At 66.8% G+C, this 14,440-nt stretch carries 13 protein-coding genes and 1 tRNA gene; 10 read left to right on the forward strand and 4 right to left on the reverse strand.

What is annotated here, in order from left to right; all coding sequences use genetic code 11:
* Positions 1-18: 18 nt before the first annotated feature.
* Complete coding sequence (locus tag EV666_RS15350; protein ID WP_132010093.1) at positions 19-717, forward strand: hypothetical protein; 699 nt, start codon at positions 19-21, stop codon at positions 715-717.
* A 154-nt stretch (positions 718-871) separates the two neighbouring features.
* Here the strand turns inward: EV666_RS15350 and EV666_RS15355 are convergent, their stop codons facing one another.
* Positions 872-1,771, reverse strand: coding sequence for a DUF2076 domain-containing protein (locus EV666_RS15355; RefSeq protein WP_165910040.1), 900 nt, complete (start codon positions 1,769-1,771; stop codon positions 872-874).
* A gap of 354 nt (positions 1,772-2,125) precedes the next feature.
* Here EV666_RS15355 and EV666_RS15360 point away from each other — a divergent pair, with 354 nt between their 5' ends.
* From EV666_RS15360 to bfr, 7 genes are all read left to right on the forward strand, one after another.
* Entirely contained in the window at positions 2,126-2,548 is a 423-nt protein-coding gene (locus EV666_RS15360) for a c-type cytochrome (RefSeq protein WP_132010099.1), read from the forward strand.
* Positions 2,549-2,657: 109 nt separating this feature from the next.
* Positions 2,658-3,473, forward strand: coding sequence for a (Fe-S)-binding protein (locus tag EV666_RS15365; protein ID WP_132010102.1), 816 nt, complete (start codon positions 2,658-2,660; stop codon positions 3,471-3,473).
* Position 3,474: 1 nt separating this feature from the next.
* On the forward strand, positions 3,475-4,944 hold the full coding sequence (locus EV666_RS15370) for a lactate utilization protein B (protein ID WP_132010105.1): 1,470 nt from the start codon (positions 3,475-3,477) through the stop codon (positions 4,942-4,944).
* A complete protein-coding gene (locus EV666_RS15375; protein WP_132010108.1) occupies positions 4,941-5,624 on the forward strand; it encodes a LutC/YkgG family protein in 684 nt (227 codons plus the stop codon). Before EV666_RS15370 ends, EV666_RS15375 begins: the two co-directional genes overlap by 4 nt.
* Before the next feature lie 60 nt (positions 5,625-5,684).
* Positions 5,685-5,906 carry a hypothetical protein gene (locus tag EV666_RS15380; protein ID WP_132010111.1) on the forward strand — a complete coding sequence of 74 codons (222 nt, stop codon included), beginning with the start codon at positions 5,685-5,687 and terminating at the stop codon, positions 5,904-5,906.
* Between the two features lie 306 nt (positions 5,907-6,212).
* The gene (locus tag EV666_RS15385) at positions 6,213-6,662 is read left to right on the forward strand and encodes a (2Fe-2S)-binding protein (RefSeq protein ID WP_132010114.1); all 450 of its coding nucleotides are present in this window, start codon (positions 6,213-6,215) and stop codon (positions 6,660-6,662) included.
* Positions 6,663-7,104: 442 nt separating this feature from the next.
* A complete protein-coding gene (gene bfr, locus EV666_RS15390) occupies positions 7,105-7,599 on the forward strand; it encodes a bacterioferritin (protein WP_132010117.1) in 495 nt (164 codons plus the stop codon).
* Between the two features lie 118 nt (positions 7,600-7,717).
* Here the strand turns inward: bfr and EV666_RS15395 are convergent, their stop codons facing one another.
* Positions 7,718-10,789, reverse strand: coding sequence for a PAS domain-containing sensor histidine kinase (locus EV666_RS15395; protein ID WP_132010121.1), 3,072 nt, complete (start codon positions 10,787-10,789; stop codon positions 7,718-7,720).
* Between the two features lie 305 nt (positions 10,790-11,094).
* Here EV666_RS15395 and EV666_RS15400 point away from each other — a divergent pair.
* Positions 11,095-11,171, forward strand: a tRNA-His gene (locus EV666_RS15400).
* A 149-nt stretch (positions 11,172-11,320) separates the two neighbouring features.
* Here EV666_RS15400 and EV666_RS15405 read toward each other — a convergent pair.
* Positions 11,321-12,325 (reverse strand): helix-turn-helix transcriptional regulator, encoded by a 1,005-nt coding sequence (locus EV666_RS15405; protein WP_132010124.1) that lies wholly within the window; start codon positions 12,323-12,325, stop codon positions 11,321-11,323.
* Between the two features lie 314 nt (positions 12,326-12,639).
* Here EV666_RS15405 and EV666_RS18305 point away from each other — a divergent pair, with 314 nt between their 5' ends.
* Positions 12,640-12,798, forward strand: coding sequence for a hypothetical protein (locus tag EV666_RS18305; protein WP_165910041.1), 159 nt, complete (start codon positions 12,640-12,642; stop codon positions 12,796-12,798).
* A gap of 740 nt (positions 12,799-13,538) precedes the next feature.
* Here the strand turns inward: EV666_RS18305 and EV666_RS15410 are convergent.
* Positions 13,539-14,048, reverse strand: a complete 510-nt coding sequence (locus tag EV666_RS15410; protein WP_132010127.1) for a Ros/MucR family transcriptional regulator — start codon at positions 14,046-14,048, stop codon at positions 13,539-13,541.
* Positions 14,049-14,440: the final 392 nt, after the last annotated feature.

Genomic DNA, 14,440 nt, shown 5'->3' on the forward strand with positions numbered 1-14,440 from the left:
TGAAGCAGGAGATATGACATGGCCTTGCCGGATATTTTGGCGAACACGCGAAAACGGAACAAATCAGAGGGCGATCGCCCAGCCACCCAAAAACCCTCCGACGACCTGATCTTGCAGACGCTCGAAGAACATGGCGTTGATTATGTTCATGGATCGCGCACGCCCTCGCTGGCAGGCGTCGCGCAACATGGCGGGCTCCTGTCGGTCCTCAGGCTACATGAAAAATACCCTGGCATCGCCAGCGGACAATGGCTCCCGACGGGCGAAAACACTTTCACCTTAGGAGCCTTGCGCAGGCATCTCGCTGGCCAGGTGTTGACGGCTTCGGATGAATGCAACCTGAATGGCGTCAGTCTTTTCAAGAAGGAGGAATATCGTCATTCCTGGTGGGACTACGCAGAACGTCGGCCAGGCGCAGATACACACAAGGTTCTGTATGGGACGGGCGACATCCATCCCCTATATATTGGAGAGTTAGGATATCAGCATCATTATGTGCCTGACATGATTCCAACGGACGCAATCAAGGCCGTTTTTGTAGCCCCTACGAAAGCGGGGCGCATCAGGGCAGACCTCGAAGCGGCAGGCCATCCGGAGATGGCGGCAAAAATTGAGCCCATTATCAGCCCCCGCAGCGCCAGCGCGCCGGAGCGTCGGCACAGCTGGTCGGGGCTACCGTCCACACCCAAGGCCGCGGACCTGGACATTTTGGCTTAGAGCGTTTTGCAACGCGTTTTCACGTGGCCAGATACAGTCGACCGGCAATTTTCGCCCATAGCCAAAGTCAGGGCGTCTCCCGATCCGGGTGGATCAGCAGATGCCCCAGGGGCTTGCATCCCGGGCCCGCGCCCCACCTGGCCCGCGAAGCGGGTTACGCCCAGTCGTCGTCGCCGAAGCCGCCGTCGTCCCAGGACTGTTCGTCATAGGAGGGATCGTCGTAGCCGGCGTCCTGATAGCTGGCGTCGTTCTGGTTGTCGTTCTGGCTGTTATCCGCCTGCTGGTCGCTGGCCTTGTCGTCGGTGTTGCTGTTCTGGGCGTTGCTGTCCTGCTGCGCGTCCGTCTTCGCCGTTTCAGCCGCCTTGTCCACCGGCGTGGCGTTGGCGGCGGACGAGCCGCCCATCATGCCCTTCACCGCGTCGAACAGCAGCGCGCCGCCGGCAACGCCCGCCGCCGTGGTCAGGGCGCCGCGCAGGAAGCCGCCGCCGGCAGGCGCCTGGGGCTGCTGTCCGCCCCACGGTCCCGCGCCCTGACCCGGCTGCGCGCCGCGCGACCAGGGGCCGCCAGGCATGGGGGAGCCCTGCTGTCCAGCCTCTTGTGGTCCAGCTTGCGGTCCACCCGGGCGCGCTCCGCCAAAGCCGGGACCCTGCGGACTGGCGGACTGGCCGAAGCCGCCGGGCCGGCCGGCGGGCGGCACGCTGCCACGGCCGCCAAACAGGCCGGACAGGAACCCGCCGGCAGGCGCCGGATTTGGCGCCGGCTGGACCTGCGCCTGTTCACGCGCCAGCTGTTCTTGCGCCAACTGTTCGCGCGTCCTGCGGGCCTCGTCCTCAAGCTGCTGGACGCGCTGCTCCAGCTCCTGGTTGCGGGAGGACAGCTGCTGAACAGCCATGTCCTGCACATAGACGGCCTGGGCGAGCGCATAAGGCGCATGGGGCTGGCGGGCGACCAGATCAGCGATATAGCGCTCCGCCTCAGGGTCGCGCGGGTTGTTCGCCGCCTCTTGCAGGCGCTGGAAAATCCCGTCGATGACCTCACGTTCCTGCGGATCCATATACGTCCTCTCCTGATCTGCCCGCATCTGCCCGCCGCTCCCCACGAGCGGCCGTGATTGACATGATGCGTGAATGACATGGGGACGGCTCCCCACGCGCGCCAGAGGCGATGGCCCAACTTTTCGCCGCCCGGCCGGCGGCGCTGGCGATCGGCCCGGCAGATCCTGGGCAGCTTCCCCGGCTGCGGCGCGTGGTTGCGTGTGCAGAATGATTCCAGAGTGCTAAAACTGGCGGCGACGAAGCAGACGCTGCTTCGGCCAGACAAGGACAAGATCATGATCGCGCATCCATCCCCCCTCCTCCGCCAGGCCGACAACAACGGGCGCGGCGGGCCGGGGGGCCGGATGCGCTTCATGAGCGCCGCATTGTCCCTGGCGCTCTTCGCCGGCCTGCCCCTCGCGACGGCGCGGGCGGAAACCGCCGCCGCGCCGGCAACCGGAGCCGGAGCCGGCTCCGCCGCGGCCGGTGAAAAGGTGTTCATGAAGTGCCGCGCCTGCCACCAGATTGGCGAGGGCGCCAAACACCTGGTCGGCCCCGAGCTCAACGGGCTGATCGGCCGCAAGGCGGGAACCGTGGAAGGTTACCGCTTCTCAGACGCCATGAAGAACTCCAGCCTGACCTGGGACGCCGCCACCCTGCGCGACTATCTGAAAAATCCGCGCGCCAAGGTCACCGGCACCCGCATGATCTTCGTCGGCCTGCCGAAGGACAAGGATATCGACGACCTGCTTGCCTATGTCGGCCAGTTCGGCGCCGACGGCAAAAAGAAGCCCTGAACCTTCGCCGGAGCAGCCCCCCACCCCGGAGAAACCGGGCGTCTGCCCCCGATTTCCAAACTCCGCGCTGTCCGCCCCCCCGGACAACGCTCGTGACAGGAACCCGCCGATGCCGCAGCAGACCGCTTCGCCAAAGCTTCCGCAACACCCCCGCGTCGGGTTGTTCGTCACCTGCCTGGTTGACCTGATGCGGCCGTCCGTGGGGTTCGCGGCGGCGAAGCTGTTGCAGGACGCCGGCTGCCATGTGGAGGTTCCGGCGCAAACCTGCTGCGGCCAGCCGGCCTTCAACTCCGGCGACCGGGCCACGGCGGCGGACCTGGCGCGGGCGATGATCCGGGCGTTCAGCCATCTGGATTATGTGGTGGCGCCCTCCGGCTCCTGCGCCGGCATGGTGCGGCGGCACTATCCGGAGCTGTTCGCCGATGATCCGGACCTGCGCGGCAAGGCCAATGCCTTCGCGGAAAAGACCTGGGAGCTGACCAGTTTCCTCGTCGACGTGATGGGCGTCAGCGACGTCAACGCCCGGTTCGAGGGGGTGGCGACCTACCATGACTCCTGCGCCGGGCTGCGCGAAATGGGCGTGCAGGCGCAGCCGCGCAAGTTGCTGGGCTCGGTGCGCGGGCTGAAGCTGGTGGAGATGGAAGGCTCCGATATCTGCTGCGGCTTCGGGGGGACCTTCGCGGTCAAATACGGCGAGATTTCCAACGCCATCGTGGCCGAGAAAACGGCGCGGATCACCGAATCCGGCGCGCCCATGGTGCTGGCCAGCGACCTTGGCTGCCTGATGAACATGGCCGGCAAGCTGTCGCGCCAGAACAGCCCGACGGCCGTGCGCCATGTGGCCGAGGTGCTGGCCGGCATGGACGAGCTGCCGCCAATCGCCGCCCCAGCGGCTTCATCCGCCGGCGGCAAGGGAGGGTTTTGAGGTGACGGCGACCATCACATCCCCCGCTTTCCGCGAAAACGCCCACCAGGCGTTGCAGGATAAACAGTTGCAGGCGGTGCTCGGCACCATGCGCACCGGCTTCTCGGTCAAACGGGCCGAAGCCGCCGCCGCCCTGCCCGAGTTCGAGGCGCTGCGCGACAGCGCCCGCGACATCAAGAACCACACCCTCGCCCATCTCGACCTCTATCTGGAGCAGTATGAGGCGAAGGTGACCGCAAGCGGCGGCCATGTGCATTTCGCCCGCGACGCCGCCGAGGCGCGCCGCATCGTCGCCGATATCTGCCGCGCGCTTGGCGCGAAAACGGTGACCAAGGGCAAATCGATGATCTCCGAGGAGATCGGCCTCAACGATCATCTGGAGCGCGAGGGCTTCACGCCCATTGAGACGGACCTTGGCGAATACATCATCCAGCTGCGCCACGAGACGCCGTCGCACATCATCGCCCCGGCGTTTCACCTGAGCGCCGCCCAGGTGGAGCAGGATTTCCGCCGCGTCCACACGCAGCTGCCGCCGGAGCGCGATCTTTCCGAGCCCGTGAGCCTGCTCAACGAGGCGCGGCAGGCCCTGCGCCAGCATTTCCTCGCCGCCGACGTGGGCATTACCGGCGCCAATTTCCTCATCGCCGAAACCGGGACCTCGGTCATCGTCACCAATGAGGGCAATGGCGACCTGACCCAGACGCTGCCGAAGGCGCACATCGTGCTGGCCTCGCTGGAAAAGCTGGTTCCGACCCTGGATGACTGCGCCCAGATGCTGCGGGTGCTGGCGCGCTCGGCCACCGGGCAGGACAGCTCGGTCTACACCACCTTTTCCACCGGGGCGCGCCGCGCCAGCGACCCGGACGGGCCCGGGGCGTATCATGTCGTGCTGCTCGACAACGGCCGCACCGGCATGCTGGGCACCTCGTTCCAGGAGATGCTGCGCTGCATCCGCTGCGGCGCCTGCATGAACCATTGCCCGGTGTACCAGGCGGTCGGCGGCCATGCCTATGGCTGGACCTATCCCGGCCCGATGGGCTCGGTGCTGACGCCAGCGCTGATCGGCGTGGACAAGGGCGGCCACCTGCCCAACGCCTCCACCTTCTGCGGCCGGTGTGAATCGGTCTGCCCGGTGCGCATTCCGCTGCCAAAGCTGATGCGCCACTGGCGCGAGAAGGAGTTCGAACGGCATCTGACGCCGGCGACCAGCCGCTCTGGCCTTGCCCTGTGGGGCTTCTTCGCCCGCCGGCCGTGGCTGTATCGTCAGGCGACGCGCCTTGGCGCGGCGGCGCTGGCGCTGGCGGCGCGCGGCAAGGGTAAATTCGCATCCCTGCCCTTCGCCTCCGGCTGGACCCAAGGGCGGGATTTCCCGGCGCCGGAAGGCAGGACGTTTCAGGCGATGTGGGCGGCGCAAGCCGGTAAACGCCGGCTTGCAGGCGCCCAACCTGACGTAAAGGGGCAAGCGCAATGACGGCGCGCGACGAGATTTTGGCCAACATCCGCCGGTCGCTGGGCGTCACCGGCCAGGAGGAGCCGCGCCGCCAGGCTGTGGCCGACCGGCTGTCCCGGCCAGAGCGGGGCATTGTGCCGGCGCGCGGCCAGAAAAACGGCGCGGAGGCCATCGCCACATTCCGCACATACGCGGAGGCGGTGCAAACCACCGTCGCCGTCGTCAGCGGGCCGGCGCAGGTTCCGGCCGAAGCGGCGCGCTGGCTGAGCGCGAACAATCTGCCGGCCCGGCTGCGCATGGGCGCCGATGCGCGCCTGGCCGCCATGCCGTGGGGCGCCACGACGCTCGACGTCAGCCACGGCCCCAGCGCCGGAGCCGACCTGAACGGCGTCAGTCACGCCTTCGCCGGCGTCACCGAAACCGGGTCGCTGGTCCTGCTGTCGGGGCCGGACAACCCCACCACCATCAATTTCCTGCCGGACAACCATATCGTCGTGCTGGACAGCTTAGACCTGGTCCCGGCGCTGGAGGACGTGTGGACGCGCCTGCGCGCCGAAGCGGGGGACGACCCGTTGCCGCGCACAGTGAATATGGTGACCGGGCCGTCGCGCTCCGGCGACATCGACCGCACCATCTTTCTTGGCGCGCACGGGCCGCGCGCCCTGCATGTCATCGTCATCGACCGACACGCGACCGCCTGATCGCATCTGGCGGAACCGGCTGGCGCTGCTCACGTTATGATTAAGTGAGAGGAGGCTGCCATGAACGACAACAAACCAGGCGCGGGCCCCAAACCCAAGCTGGAGCGGTCAAAAGAACGGGCGCATGAGGAAGCCGCGCTTGATGAATCCATCGACGAGAGCTTCCCCGCCAGCGATCCCTCCTCGGTGACCCGGGCGCCGCGCGACCAGCGCTACGCCGTCAAGCCGCCAAAAGAGGGCGCGGACCGGAAAACGCCAGCGCATCCAGGTCCCGAGGCCTGAACCGCCAGCATGAAGCCCGAGCCGCCTGAAGTTGACGGGCGGCGGCGTGGGGGCTCCTGGGGTATTGGCGCTGGACGAAGCTGAAGCCAGAGATTGCCCGGCTGGACGCCGCCGGGGGCTTTGGCTTTTGTGCTTTGCAGCCGGGTTGGAGCCAGCCGCGCGAACGGCGGAACAGGCCGGAAAAGCCGGCGGGAAAGATGGCGTCGCACGCCTGCGGCATTGGCGCGCGGGCAGCTTGACCGCACGGGCGTATTATACAATAAGTAATTGAAACCACTTCACTTTTTAATCATTCTAAAGAACGCGATGATCGTCTGTTCATGTAATCAGTTGACCGACCGCCAGGTGCTGGATTCGCTGACGGGCGACGTGGCGACGCGTCCGCGTTCGCCAGGGCAGGTCTATCTGTGCCTCGGCTGCAAGCCGAATTGTGGCCGTTGCGTCCAGCAGATCCGGCAGATGTTTTCCGACATCACCAGCGGCGCCGGCGCCTGCCAGATCGGCTGCGCCGTGTGCCCGGCCGAGGCCGCGCACGTCGCAGCCACGCCGGCGCGCGCTGAGGCCGCGATGGCGCCCGCTCCGGCGGCCGACTGGCGCCAGGGAAGCGCAGCGCCGCGCCGCCAGCTGGTTGTCCCGAATGAGCAGAGGTTTTGCGCGCCCCGCGCCTGTGGCGGCGCCTGCGGCGACCACGACCATGGCGCGACGCAACGCCCGGCGAATGATGACGACGCCCGGACCCTGATGGCGGCGGAATAACCCGCCGCGCCCCTGCCCGCGCGCAGCCGCCTCCCGGTTCCCGCGATTGCCTGGCCAGCTTCGTCCGCTGTGTTGACGCCGATGGCGGAACGGCGCGGGTGTTCGCGACAGGCATGGGCGTGACTTAAGGAGCGGTGCGGAAGCGCCCGGGTGCGTCCGGCATCCCCTTCGCTATTCCCTCTTGCTATTCCCCTCAGCGATCGTCACCCGAATCTTCCCGACATTCACCAGGCAAGGCCACGCAAGGGCATCGCGGCGCCACGCTTCCCGTCTGCGTGGAGCTTTCTGCGCCTGGTTTCCCGGTGCAACCTGCGGTTTGCGATCCCGTTATCCCCGCGTCGTTGGAAGCTCCATCAGCGAAACGTCCGCGCCGGCCCGCCGCCCCCTTGCTTCGGGAGGCCATCGCGTCTAGATTAGAACGATCCTAAACAAGGAGCCCCCGATGAAAGGCGACCAGAAGGTCATCGAGTATCTCAACCGTGGCCTGCGCAGCGAACTGACCGCGATCAACCAGTACTGGCTGCATTTCCGCATCCTCGACAACTGGGGCCTCAAGAAGCTCGCCCAGCAATGGCGCAAGGAATCGATCGAGGAAATGCAGCATGCGGACCGGTTCACCGACCGCATCCTGTTCCTGGAAGGGTTCCCCAACATGCAGGTCCTCGACCCGCTGCGCATTGGCCAGACCGTCACCGAAATCCTGCAGGCGGACCTCGCCGCCGAGCTGGACGCCCGCGCGCTCTACCAGGAAGCCGCGTCCTACTGCCTGGAGGTGAAGGACTACCCGTCGCGCGACCTGTTCGTCGACCTGATGAAGGACGAGGAAGGCCATATCGACTTCCTCGAAACCCAGCTCGACCTGGTCAATCGCATGGGCGAGGCCCTGTATTGCCAGCACCACATGGGCGGGCTGGACGAGAGCGGTTCGGCCGACTGACGCCGGAGCACACGGGCGCGGGCCACCCCGCGCGGGGCCGCCCTGTTTCCATGGCTGGGCGTAGTCAACAAAAAGGCCGGAGCAATCCGGCCTTTTTTCTTTGCTCCGGCGCGGCGCCCTAGCCGGCGAGTACCCGGGACGCGGGCAGCACCACCTCCACCAGCGTCCCCTCGCCCGGCGTACTGGAAATGCGCAGCGCGCCCCGGTTCGCCTCGACCAGCGCGACGGTCAGCGGCAGGCCAAGGCCGGTGCCGGGCGTCTTGCGCCCGTGCGCCAGACGGCGGAATGGCTTCAGCGCCTCCACCACTTCCTGCTCGCTCATGCCGATGCCGGTGTCGCGGACACGGATGACGACCTCGCCGGACGGCGTGCGCGCCGAGGACAGGATCACCTGCCCCCCGGCGTCGGTGAACTTGAGCGCGTTGCCGAGCACATTCAGAATGATCTGACGCATGGAGCGCTCATCCGCCACCACCGGCGGCAGCTTCTCCTCCAGCGAACCGCGCAACACGATGTGCGCCTTGCTGGCCTGGGGCTGCATCAACGTCACACAGGAATTCAGCACGGCGTTGAGGTCGACGCTGGCGAACGACAGCTCCATCTTTCCAGCCTCGATCCGCGCCAGATCGAGCAGGTCGTTGACGAGGCTGATGACATACTGGCCGGACTCGTGGATATCGCGCACATACTCGCGGTAGCGCGGATTCTGGATCGGGCCGAAACGCTCCTCCAGCATCAGCTCGGCGAAGCCGATCATGGCGCCAAGGGGCGTGCGCACCTCGTGGCTCATGCGCGCCAGGAAGTCCGATTTCTGGGCGTTGGCGGATTCAGCCTTGCGCCTGGATTCGATCAGTTCACTTTCGGTCTTCTTCCAGGCCGTCACGTCGCGCAGCACGGCGCAATAACGCTGGCCGGCCCCAGCGCCGACCTTGCCCAGGGTCATGAACAGCCGGCAGTCGCCGCCCTGGCGCACCCGCCCCGTCACCTCGCGCCCATCATTGAGCAGGCTGGCGACGCCGCCGGCGCGCAGGCTCTCCAGATAGTCGCGGGCGGCGGCATGGCTTTCCGGCGCCAGCAGGCGCGTCAGCGGCTCGCCAACAAGCTGGTTCTGCTCATACCCGAACAGCGCCTCTCCCGAGCGGTTGATGGACAGGATCCGCCCCTGGGCGTCGAGCAGCACAACGCCGTCTGTCGCGGTGTCGAGCACGCCGCGCAGCTCGGCCTCGCGCGCCGCCGAGGCCGCCAGTTCGTCTTCCAGATGGGCGACGCGGGCCGTGACCTCGGCCGTTGCGTCGCGCATCGCCAGGATGAGCAGCGCCTCTCCGCCCGTCCACGGCGCTGGCGCGCAAACGAGCTCCACGGGCATTCGCACGCCCCGGGCTCCGGCGAGTACCCCCTTGCCGCTGAAGCCGGCGTCCAGGGCGGTTTCCGGAAACAGCAGACCAAGCCGCTGGCCAGCCACGTCGCCAAAGCCGGCATGCCGGGACAGGGCGAGGAAGGCGTTGTTGGCGTGCACCGCCACGCCTTCCTGACTGACCAGGGCGGCGACCGGCGTCGCCTGGACCAGGGCGCGCAATGTCTCCACCCGCGCCTCCGCCGCGATCGCCGCGCGCTCCCGCTCCAGCGTCCTCTCAAGCTCGTGGGCAAGGTCTTGCGTGAGGTCCTGGAGGGGGTCGTGGAGGGGGGCCTGGATGGGGTCCTGGATGAGGTCTTGAGCAACGTTTTGCCCAGAAGCAATGTTCGCCCCCGCTTCAGGCGGCATCGGCTGGCGCGACAGGCCGGCGTCAGCCGCGCCCGCCCGCCGTGGTTCCGCCGCCACGGGCGCGGACGCGCTTTCCGGGCGCGCCGTGGCCAGCCCCGCCTGCCGGTCGCCGGCGCCGGCGGCCTGCTTCGCCGTGGGCGGCGGAGGATGGGGATCCGCAACCGCCTGACCGCCCGGACCCGCGTCGTGCGTTTCCTGCCCTGAGGGCGAGACTGGCGCGGCGGCCGGCGCTGAGACTGGCGCGGAAACTGGCGCCGAAGAGCCTCCGGCATTCCGGTTCTGGCTTTCATCCTGCGGGTCGGTTGCCCCCGCCATGTCGGCCACGCGACGGTCGCGCGTTTCGTCCACCCGCGCGCCGAGCGCCTGGGCAATATCACGCAGGGTCTGGCGCTCGCCGTGACTGAGGCCGCCGGGAGCGGACTTGCGCCTGATGTCCGCATGCCGCGCCGGCGGCGGAACCGGCGTTGGAACCACCGTCTCATCGCCAGAGGCGAACAGGGGCAATGGCGGTTCCGGCAGCCGGGCGCCCGAAGCCACCCGGGCGACGATGCTGGAAAGGCCGTCGCCATCCGTCCGGCCGGCGCCCCCGCCAGGAGCGGGCGACATGTCAGCCGGAGGCGGCAACGGCGATGCGGGAACAGGATGGCCGGCAGGCTCCGGCTGATGCTGGGGCTCTGGCGCCGGCGTCACGCCCGCATCCAGACGCATCAGGCCGTAACCTCGCTGCCCGGCCGGCGCGCCAGCGGCGTCGCGGATGGGCGCGCCGCCAAACTCGACCGGGATTTCAGCCCCCTGTCCGTCGAGACGCCAGAGCGCGGCCAGACCAGACCACGCCCGGCCGGAGCGGACCTGGGCGTCAAGCTCCAGCGCGGCGTCAATCCGGCCGGCAAGCCCGGCCCAGGTTTTTCCCACGAGCGCCTCGTCACCCAGCGCCCGGGCCAGCGCCGCCGATACGGAGCGGATGACGCCGGCGGCGTCCGTATGCCAGACAAAGCGCAGGGTCGGCCGATCGCCGGCTATCGTCCGCAAGGCGTCCGCCGGCGCATCGCCGTCGCCAGGGGCGCGACCAGTCAGGCGTTCCGGGGTGGCGCTCCACGTCCGTGGAATACGCCCGGCGATCCGGGCCAGCACGACGCGCCGGCCGTCACGGCCCTGCAACACGATGCATCCGGCCGAAAAACCGACGCCGCCAGCGCGCAGGGGCATGGCTTCGCGCCAGGAGCCCAACGCATCGGCGGCGAGCGCGACCAGGCGCGCCCGTGAAGGCCGGTCCAGCCTGGCGGCAAGCGCCCGGCCATGCGCCGTCCCCCACAACAGCGCGCCGTCCGCCGCGAACAGGCAGACGGTCTCGCCCGCCGCGATCGCAGGCGCATCCGCCGGCCGGGCCAGCAGGTCGGTCAGGACAATATGGCCGGCCGGGTCCGTCATGGATACCGTCAATGCTCCTGCTGGCGCGGTTTGGTCAATTTCAGCAATATACTAACAGAATATGCCGCAACGACAGAACCATTGGCCCGGTCCGGTCCAGGGAAGGGTTAACGGGCGCCAACAGGGCCGCCGCCAGCGCCTGGCCCGGGCTGTTTTTCCCCGGCTTTCGCCCACATCCCCGCCTGTCGCCGCCGGTTGCCGCCTGCGGGACGGAATGTCGCAAAAGAAGTCGTTGAATAATTGCGCTGGAGCGTTGACGGGGTCTTGCCTTCCCGGCCTGACCGCCCTAGGTTCCGCCCCACAATGCAGCTGTAGCTCAGTTGGTTAGAGCGCTAGATTGTGGATCTAGAGGTCCCCCGTTCGAGCCGGGGCAGCTGTACCATTTTTCATCCGGCATACGGATGACAGGCCGCCGTTGGCGGCCTTTTTCTTTGCCATCATCTCCCCTGCCGCCCGGGCATGCCCAACGGAAAAAGCCGCGCGCCCGACGGGCCTCGCGGCTTCTCCGTTTGGCCGGCCCGAACCGCGTCCTCAGGCGCTCCGGCACGAAAGCGGGCCCGTCGGAAAACGGAACGGCGACATGGTCAATATGTAGAGCAGGAAGAACTCTGAACGGCGGTTGATGCCAAGCTTGACCATGATGCGCTTGATATAGGTGCGCACCGTCGCTTCGGTCAGCCCAAGCTCCGCCGCGATGCCCACGGGCGCCGCGCCGACAAGGATCAACCTCACGACGCCTTCTTCCGCCCGGGTGAGACTATAGAGCGCCGAAAGCCTGCGGGCCCCTTCCTCACCGTCGATTTCTGGCAGCACGACCACCGCGGTGGGGTCCTCGCCATGCAGCGGCGACGGCGCCACGATGGCAAAGCGCGGCAACCCCGCATCCCCGGTCAACGGAATGATGGAGGAGCGGCGGCCTTCGCCCCCGGCCTCACGCACTGACCGGCGCACGGCGGCGCGCAATTCCTCCATGGCGTGGCAGGCGGCGCTGGCCAGCCGGCCGCCCTGCTCGCGCAGGACGCCGCCCTGCATGAGCTCCCGTTGCGCGGCTTCATTGAGGTTCACGATGTTAAGGCGCTCATCAACGCGGATCACCGGCGAAACCACCGAATTGATCAGATCAAGCCCGGCGCCTTCTCCACCCTCCTTGCCGCTGTCGGCCTGAATGGCGTTGCGGCAGGCATTGACGCCGCGCCCCAGCAGCGCCGCTTCAAGCGGCTCGAGACATGTTGGCCGCCAGCCCGCCACCAGCACAAGGTCACAGTCAGGCTGCCAGGAGATACGGCCGATGACGCTGTGCGCCCGGCCAACCGGCGGCTCTCCGAACAGGCGGGCGATCAGGGGATGACAGGGGGCCAGCCCCATGAACTGGTCAGCGGCCTGCGGCATCTGGCGGACCAGCAGCCTGAGCTCCTCATTGACCGTTGCGCCAGACTCACGCTCCGGCGCCGGGCCGATGCGCACATATTCCTGCACGGAACCGCAAGCGTCGATCAACGCCAGCACGCCCGAATGGCAACCAGCCAGGTTCGTCAATACCTCAGCGCAGAGTTGCAGACGCGCGCCCACAGGCAGGCGCTGGGTCGACTCGTTTGGGATAAGAAAATTCACTGCACACCACCATCCGCCCCCAGAATATTCATGCCACAACAGGATTAATGTCCGTAAAAATCCGTCCTCGTTTGAAACTCAAGCAATTTTATGAAAATATTCCGGCCAGCCGCGTCTTATACGTGACAATAATGGCATCGCCAGATCAAGGTAACACGGGAAACGACCCCGCCCTGACCTTCATCCAGCCGCCTGGCGCCGCCGCCACCCTATAAACGATAGGGGATTACGGAACAACCATGCTCCAGGTTAAAATCGCAACGCCGGGCGCCATCGCCTTCGCGAATACCGGCGGGAACTTCCGCCATATCCAGAAGCATCCGGCGCACAAGCTCTCCTTCCCACAGATGATGGCGCATGCAAAGCTTGTGGCCGAAAAAACTTGCATCGCAAAATAGATGGAAAACGGCGTCCCGCCATCGGGCCCGCCGTTACCTCCGCAACCTGGGCGACAACTGGCCGGACAAGGAAGACCACGACAACAATCCGCCGGACGCGCAGGCTCCTGGGGGGCGGGGCTATTCCTGTTGGAGACCGGCGTCAATCGTCTGACTGCCCGGAAAGCCGAAGCAAGGCGCCAGCCCGTGACGCCAGCCCGGAGCCGCCGGATCAGACCATCACACTGGCGACCAATGATGGCTCCCATCGCATCCACGCCGGCAAGACATGCTGGTCAGGCCAGATACCGGCGGCTCCTTTCGCAAACTGGCGCACCTCGCGCCTGATCTCGCCAACGGTCGCGCCAATGACCACCGGCGGCGCCCGCGATCGCCTTCCTGACCGGCGCATCTGCGGCCTGAGCAGACGGGCGCCTTTCGCCCACTCACCGGCATGGGGCGGTGCGGCCATTACTCCCGCGACACCTTCATCAGCGCAGCTGGCGTCAACGCCGGAGAACCCGTCAAATCCGCGCACGGTCAAACATTCGCGTCTCGCCAGCGCGCATGTCCGCATAAAAAAACAGGCGCGGCCAAAGCAGCCGCGCCTGCAAACTTCCCTGCCGGCAGCGCCGGACAAACCTGGTTCAGCGGCGGATCAGGCATCCACGCGCCGCAACTCACGCCAGATTGGCCAACACCACCCTGGACGCGCCTGACCCAGCGCGTCCAGCGGTATTCGACGTATTTACCTGACGCGCTTACTCGGCGCTCTTCGCCGGACCGCGCTTGCGGGCGCCAGTCGCGGCGCTCTTGGCGGCGTTCGCCGTGCGCGCGGCCGGCGCGTCATTCGCGGCGCCGCGGCGGCGGCGCTGCTGCCCAAGGCCCATGGACTTGGCCAGGGCCGAACGCGACGCGGCATAGTTCGGCGCAACCATCGGATAGTCAGACGGCAGGCCCCACTTGGCGCGATACTGTTCCGGCGTCAGATCATACGACGTGCGCAGATGCCGCTTCAGCGACTTGAACTTCTTACCGTCCTCGAGGCACACGATATAATCTGGCGTGACCGAACGCTTGACCGGAACGGCCGGCTGCTGCGGCTCGGCGACAACTTCCGTCACGCCGGTCGCCAGCTTCACCAGCGAATCATGAACGGAACCAATCAGCTCCGCCAGCTGAACGCCATCCAGCTGGTTGTTGGCGACATAAGCTGCAACGATGTCCGCGGTCAGCTCGATAAGATTTTGTGTTTGCGTGGAATCAACCATTGAATCGGTCCCCTGATCTAACTGAAAGCTAACCTATGCAACTGAAATTGCAATAGTTATCTTCTATCGCCAAAATAACGTCCTGAGGTCGCAAAAAGACCCAAATCAAGCCACCCTGCCCGCCTGACGTCACAAAGACCTCGCAGCGCCTGCCGTCTCCTGCCGCGGACCCGATACTTCCTGGAATCCACCACCAGCTGCCGTTGCGAAATCCAGCGCCAGTTGCACGCGGGCCTATAGTTAAGCTCACCTGGGTCAACGGACCCGTTTGCCAGACGCTTTTCCTGCCCGCTTTGTCTGCGTGTTCCACGGGATGGTGGGCACTGATTCCACCGGATGATGGGCGCGCGTTCCACGCGATCATGGGCAGCATTTCCACGGCATCGTGGGCA

Origin of the sequence: Camelimonas lactis, assembly GCF_004342915.1 — a bacterium.
Lineage (GTDB): Bacteria > Pseudomonadota > Alphaproteobacteria > Rhizobiales > Beijerinckiaceae > Camelimonas > Camelimonas lactis.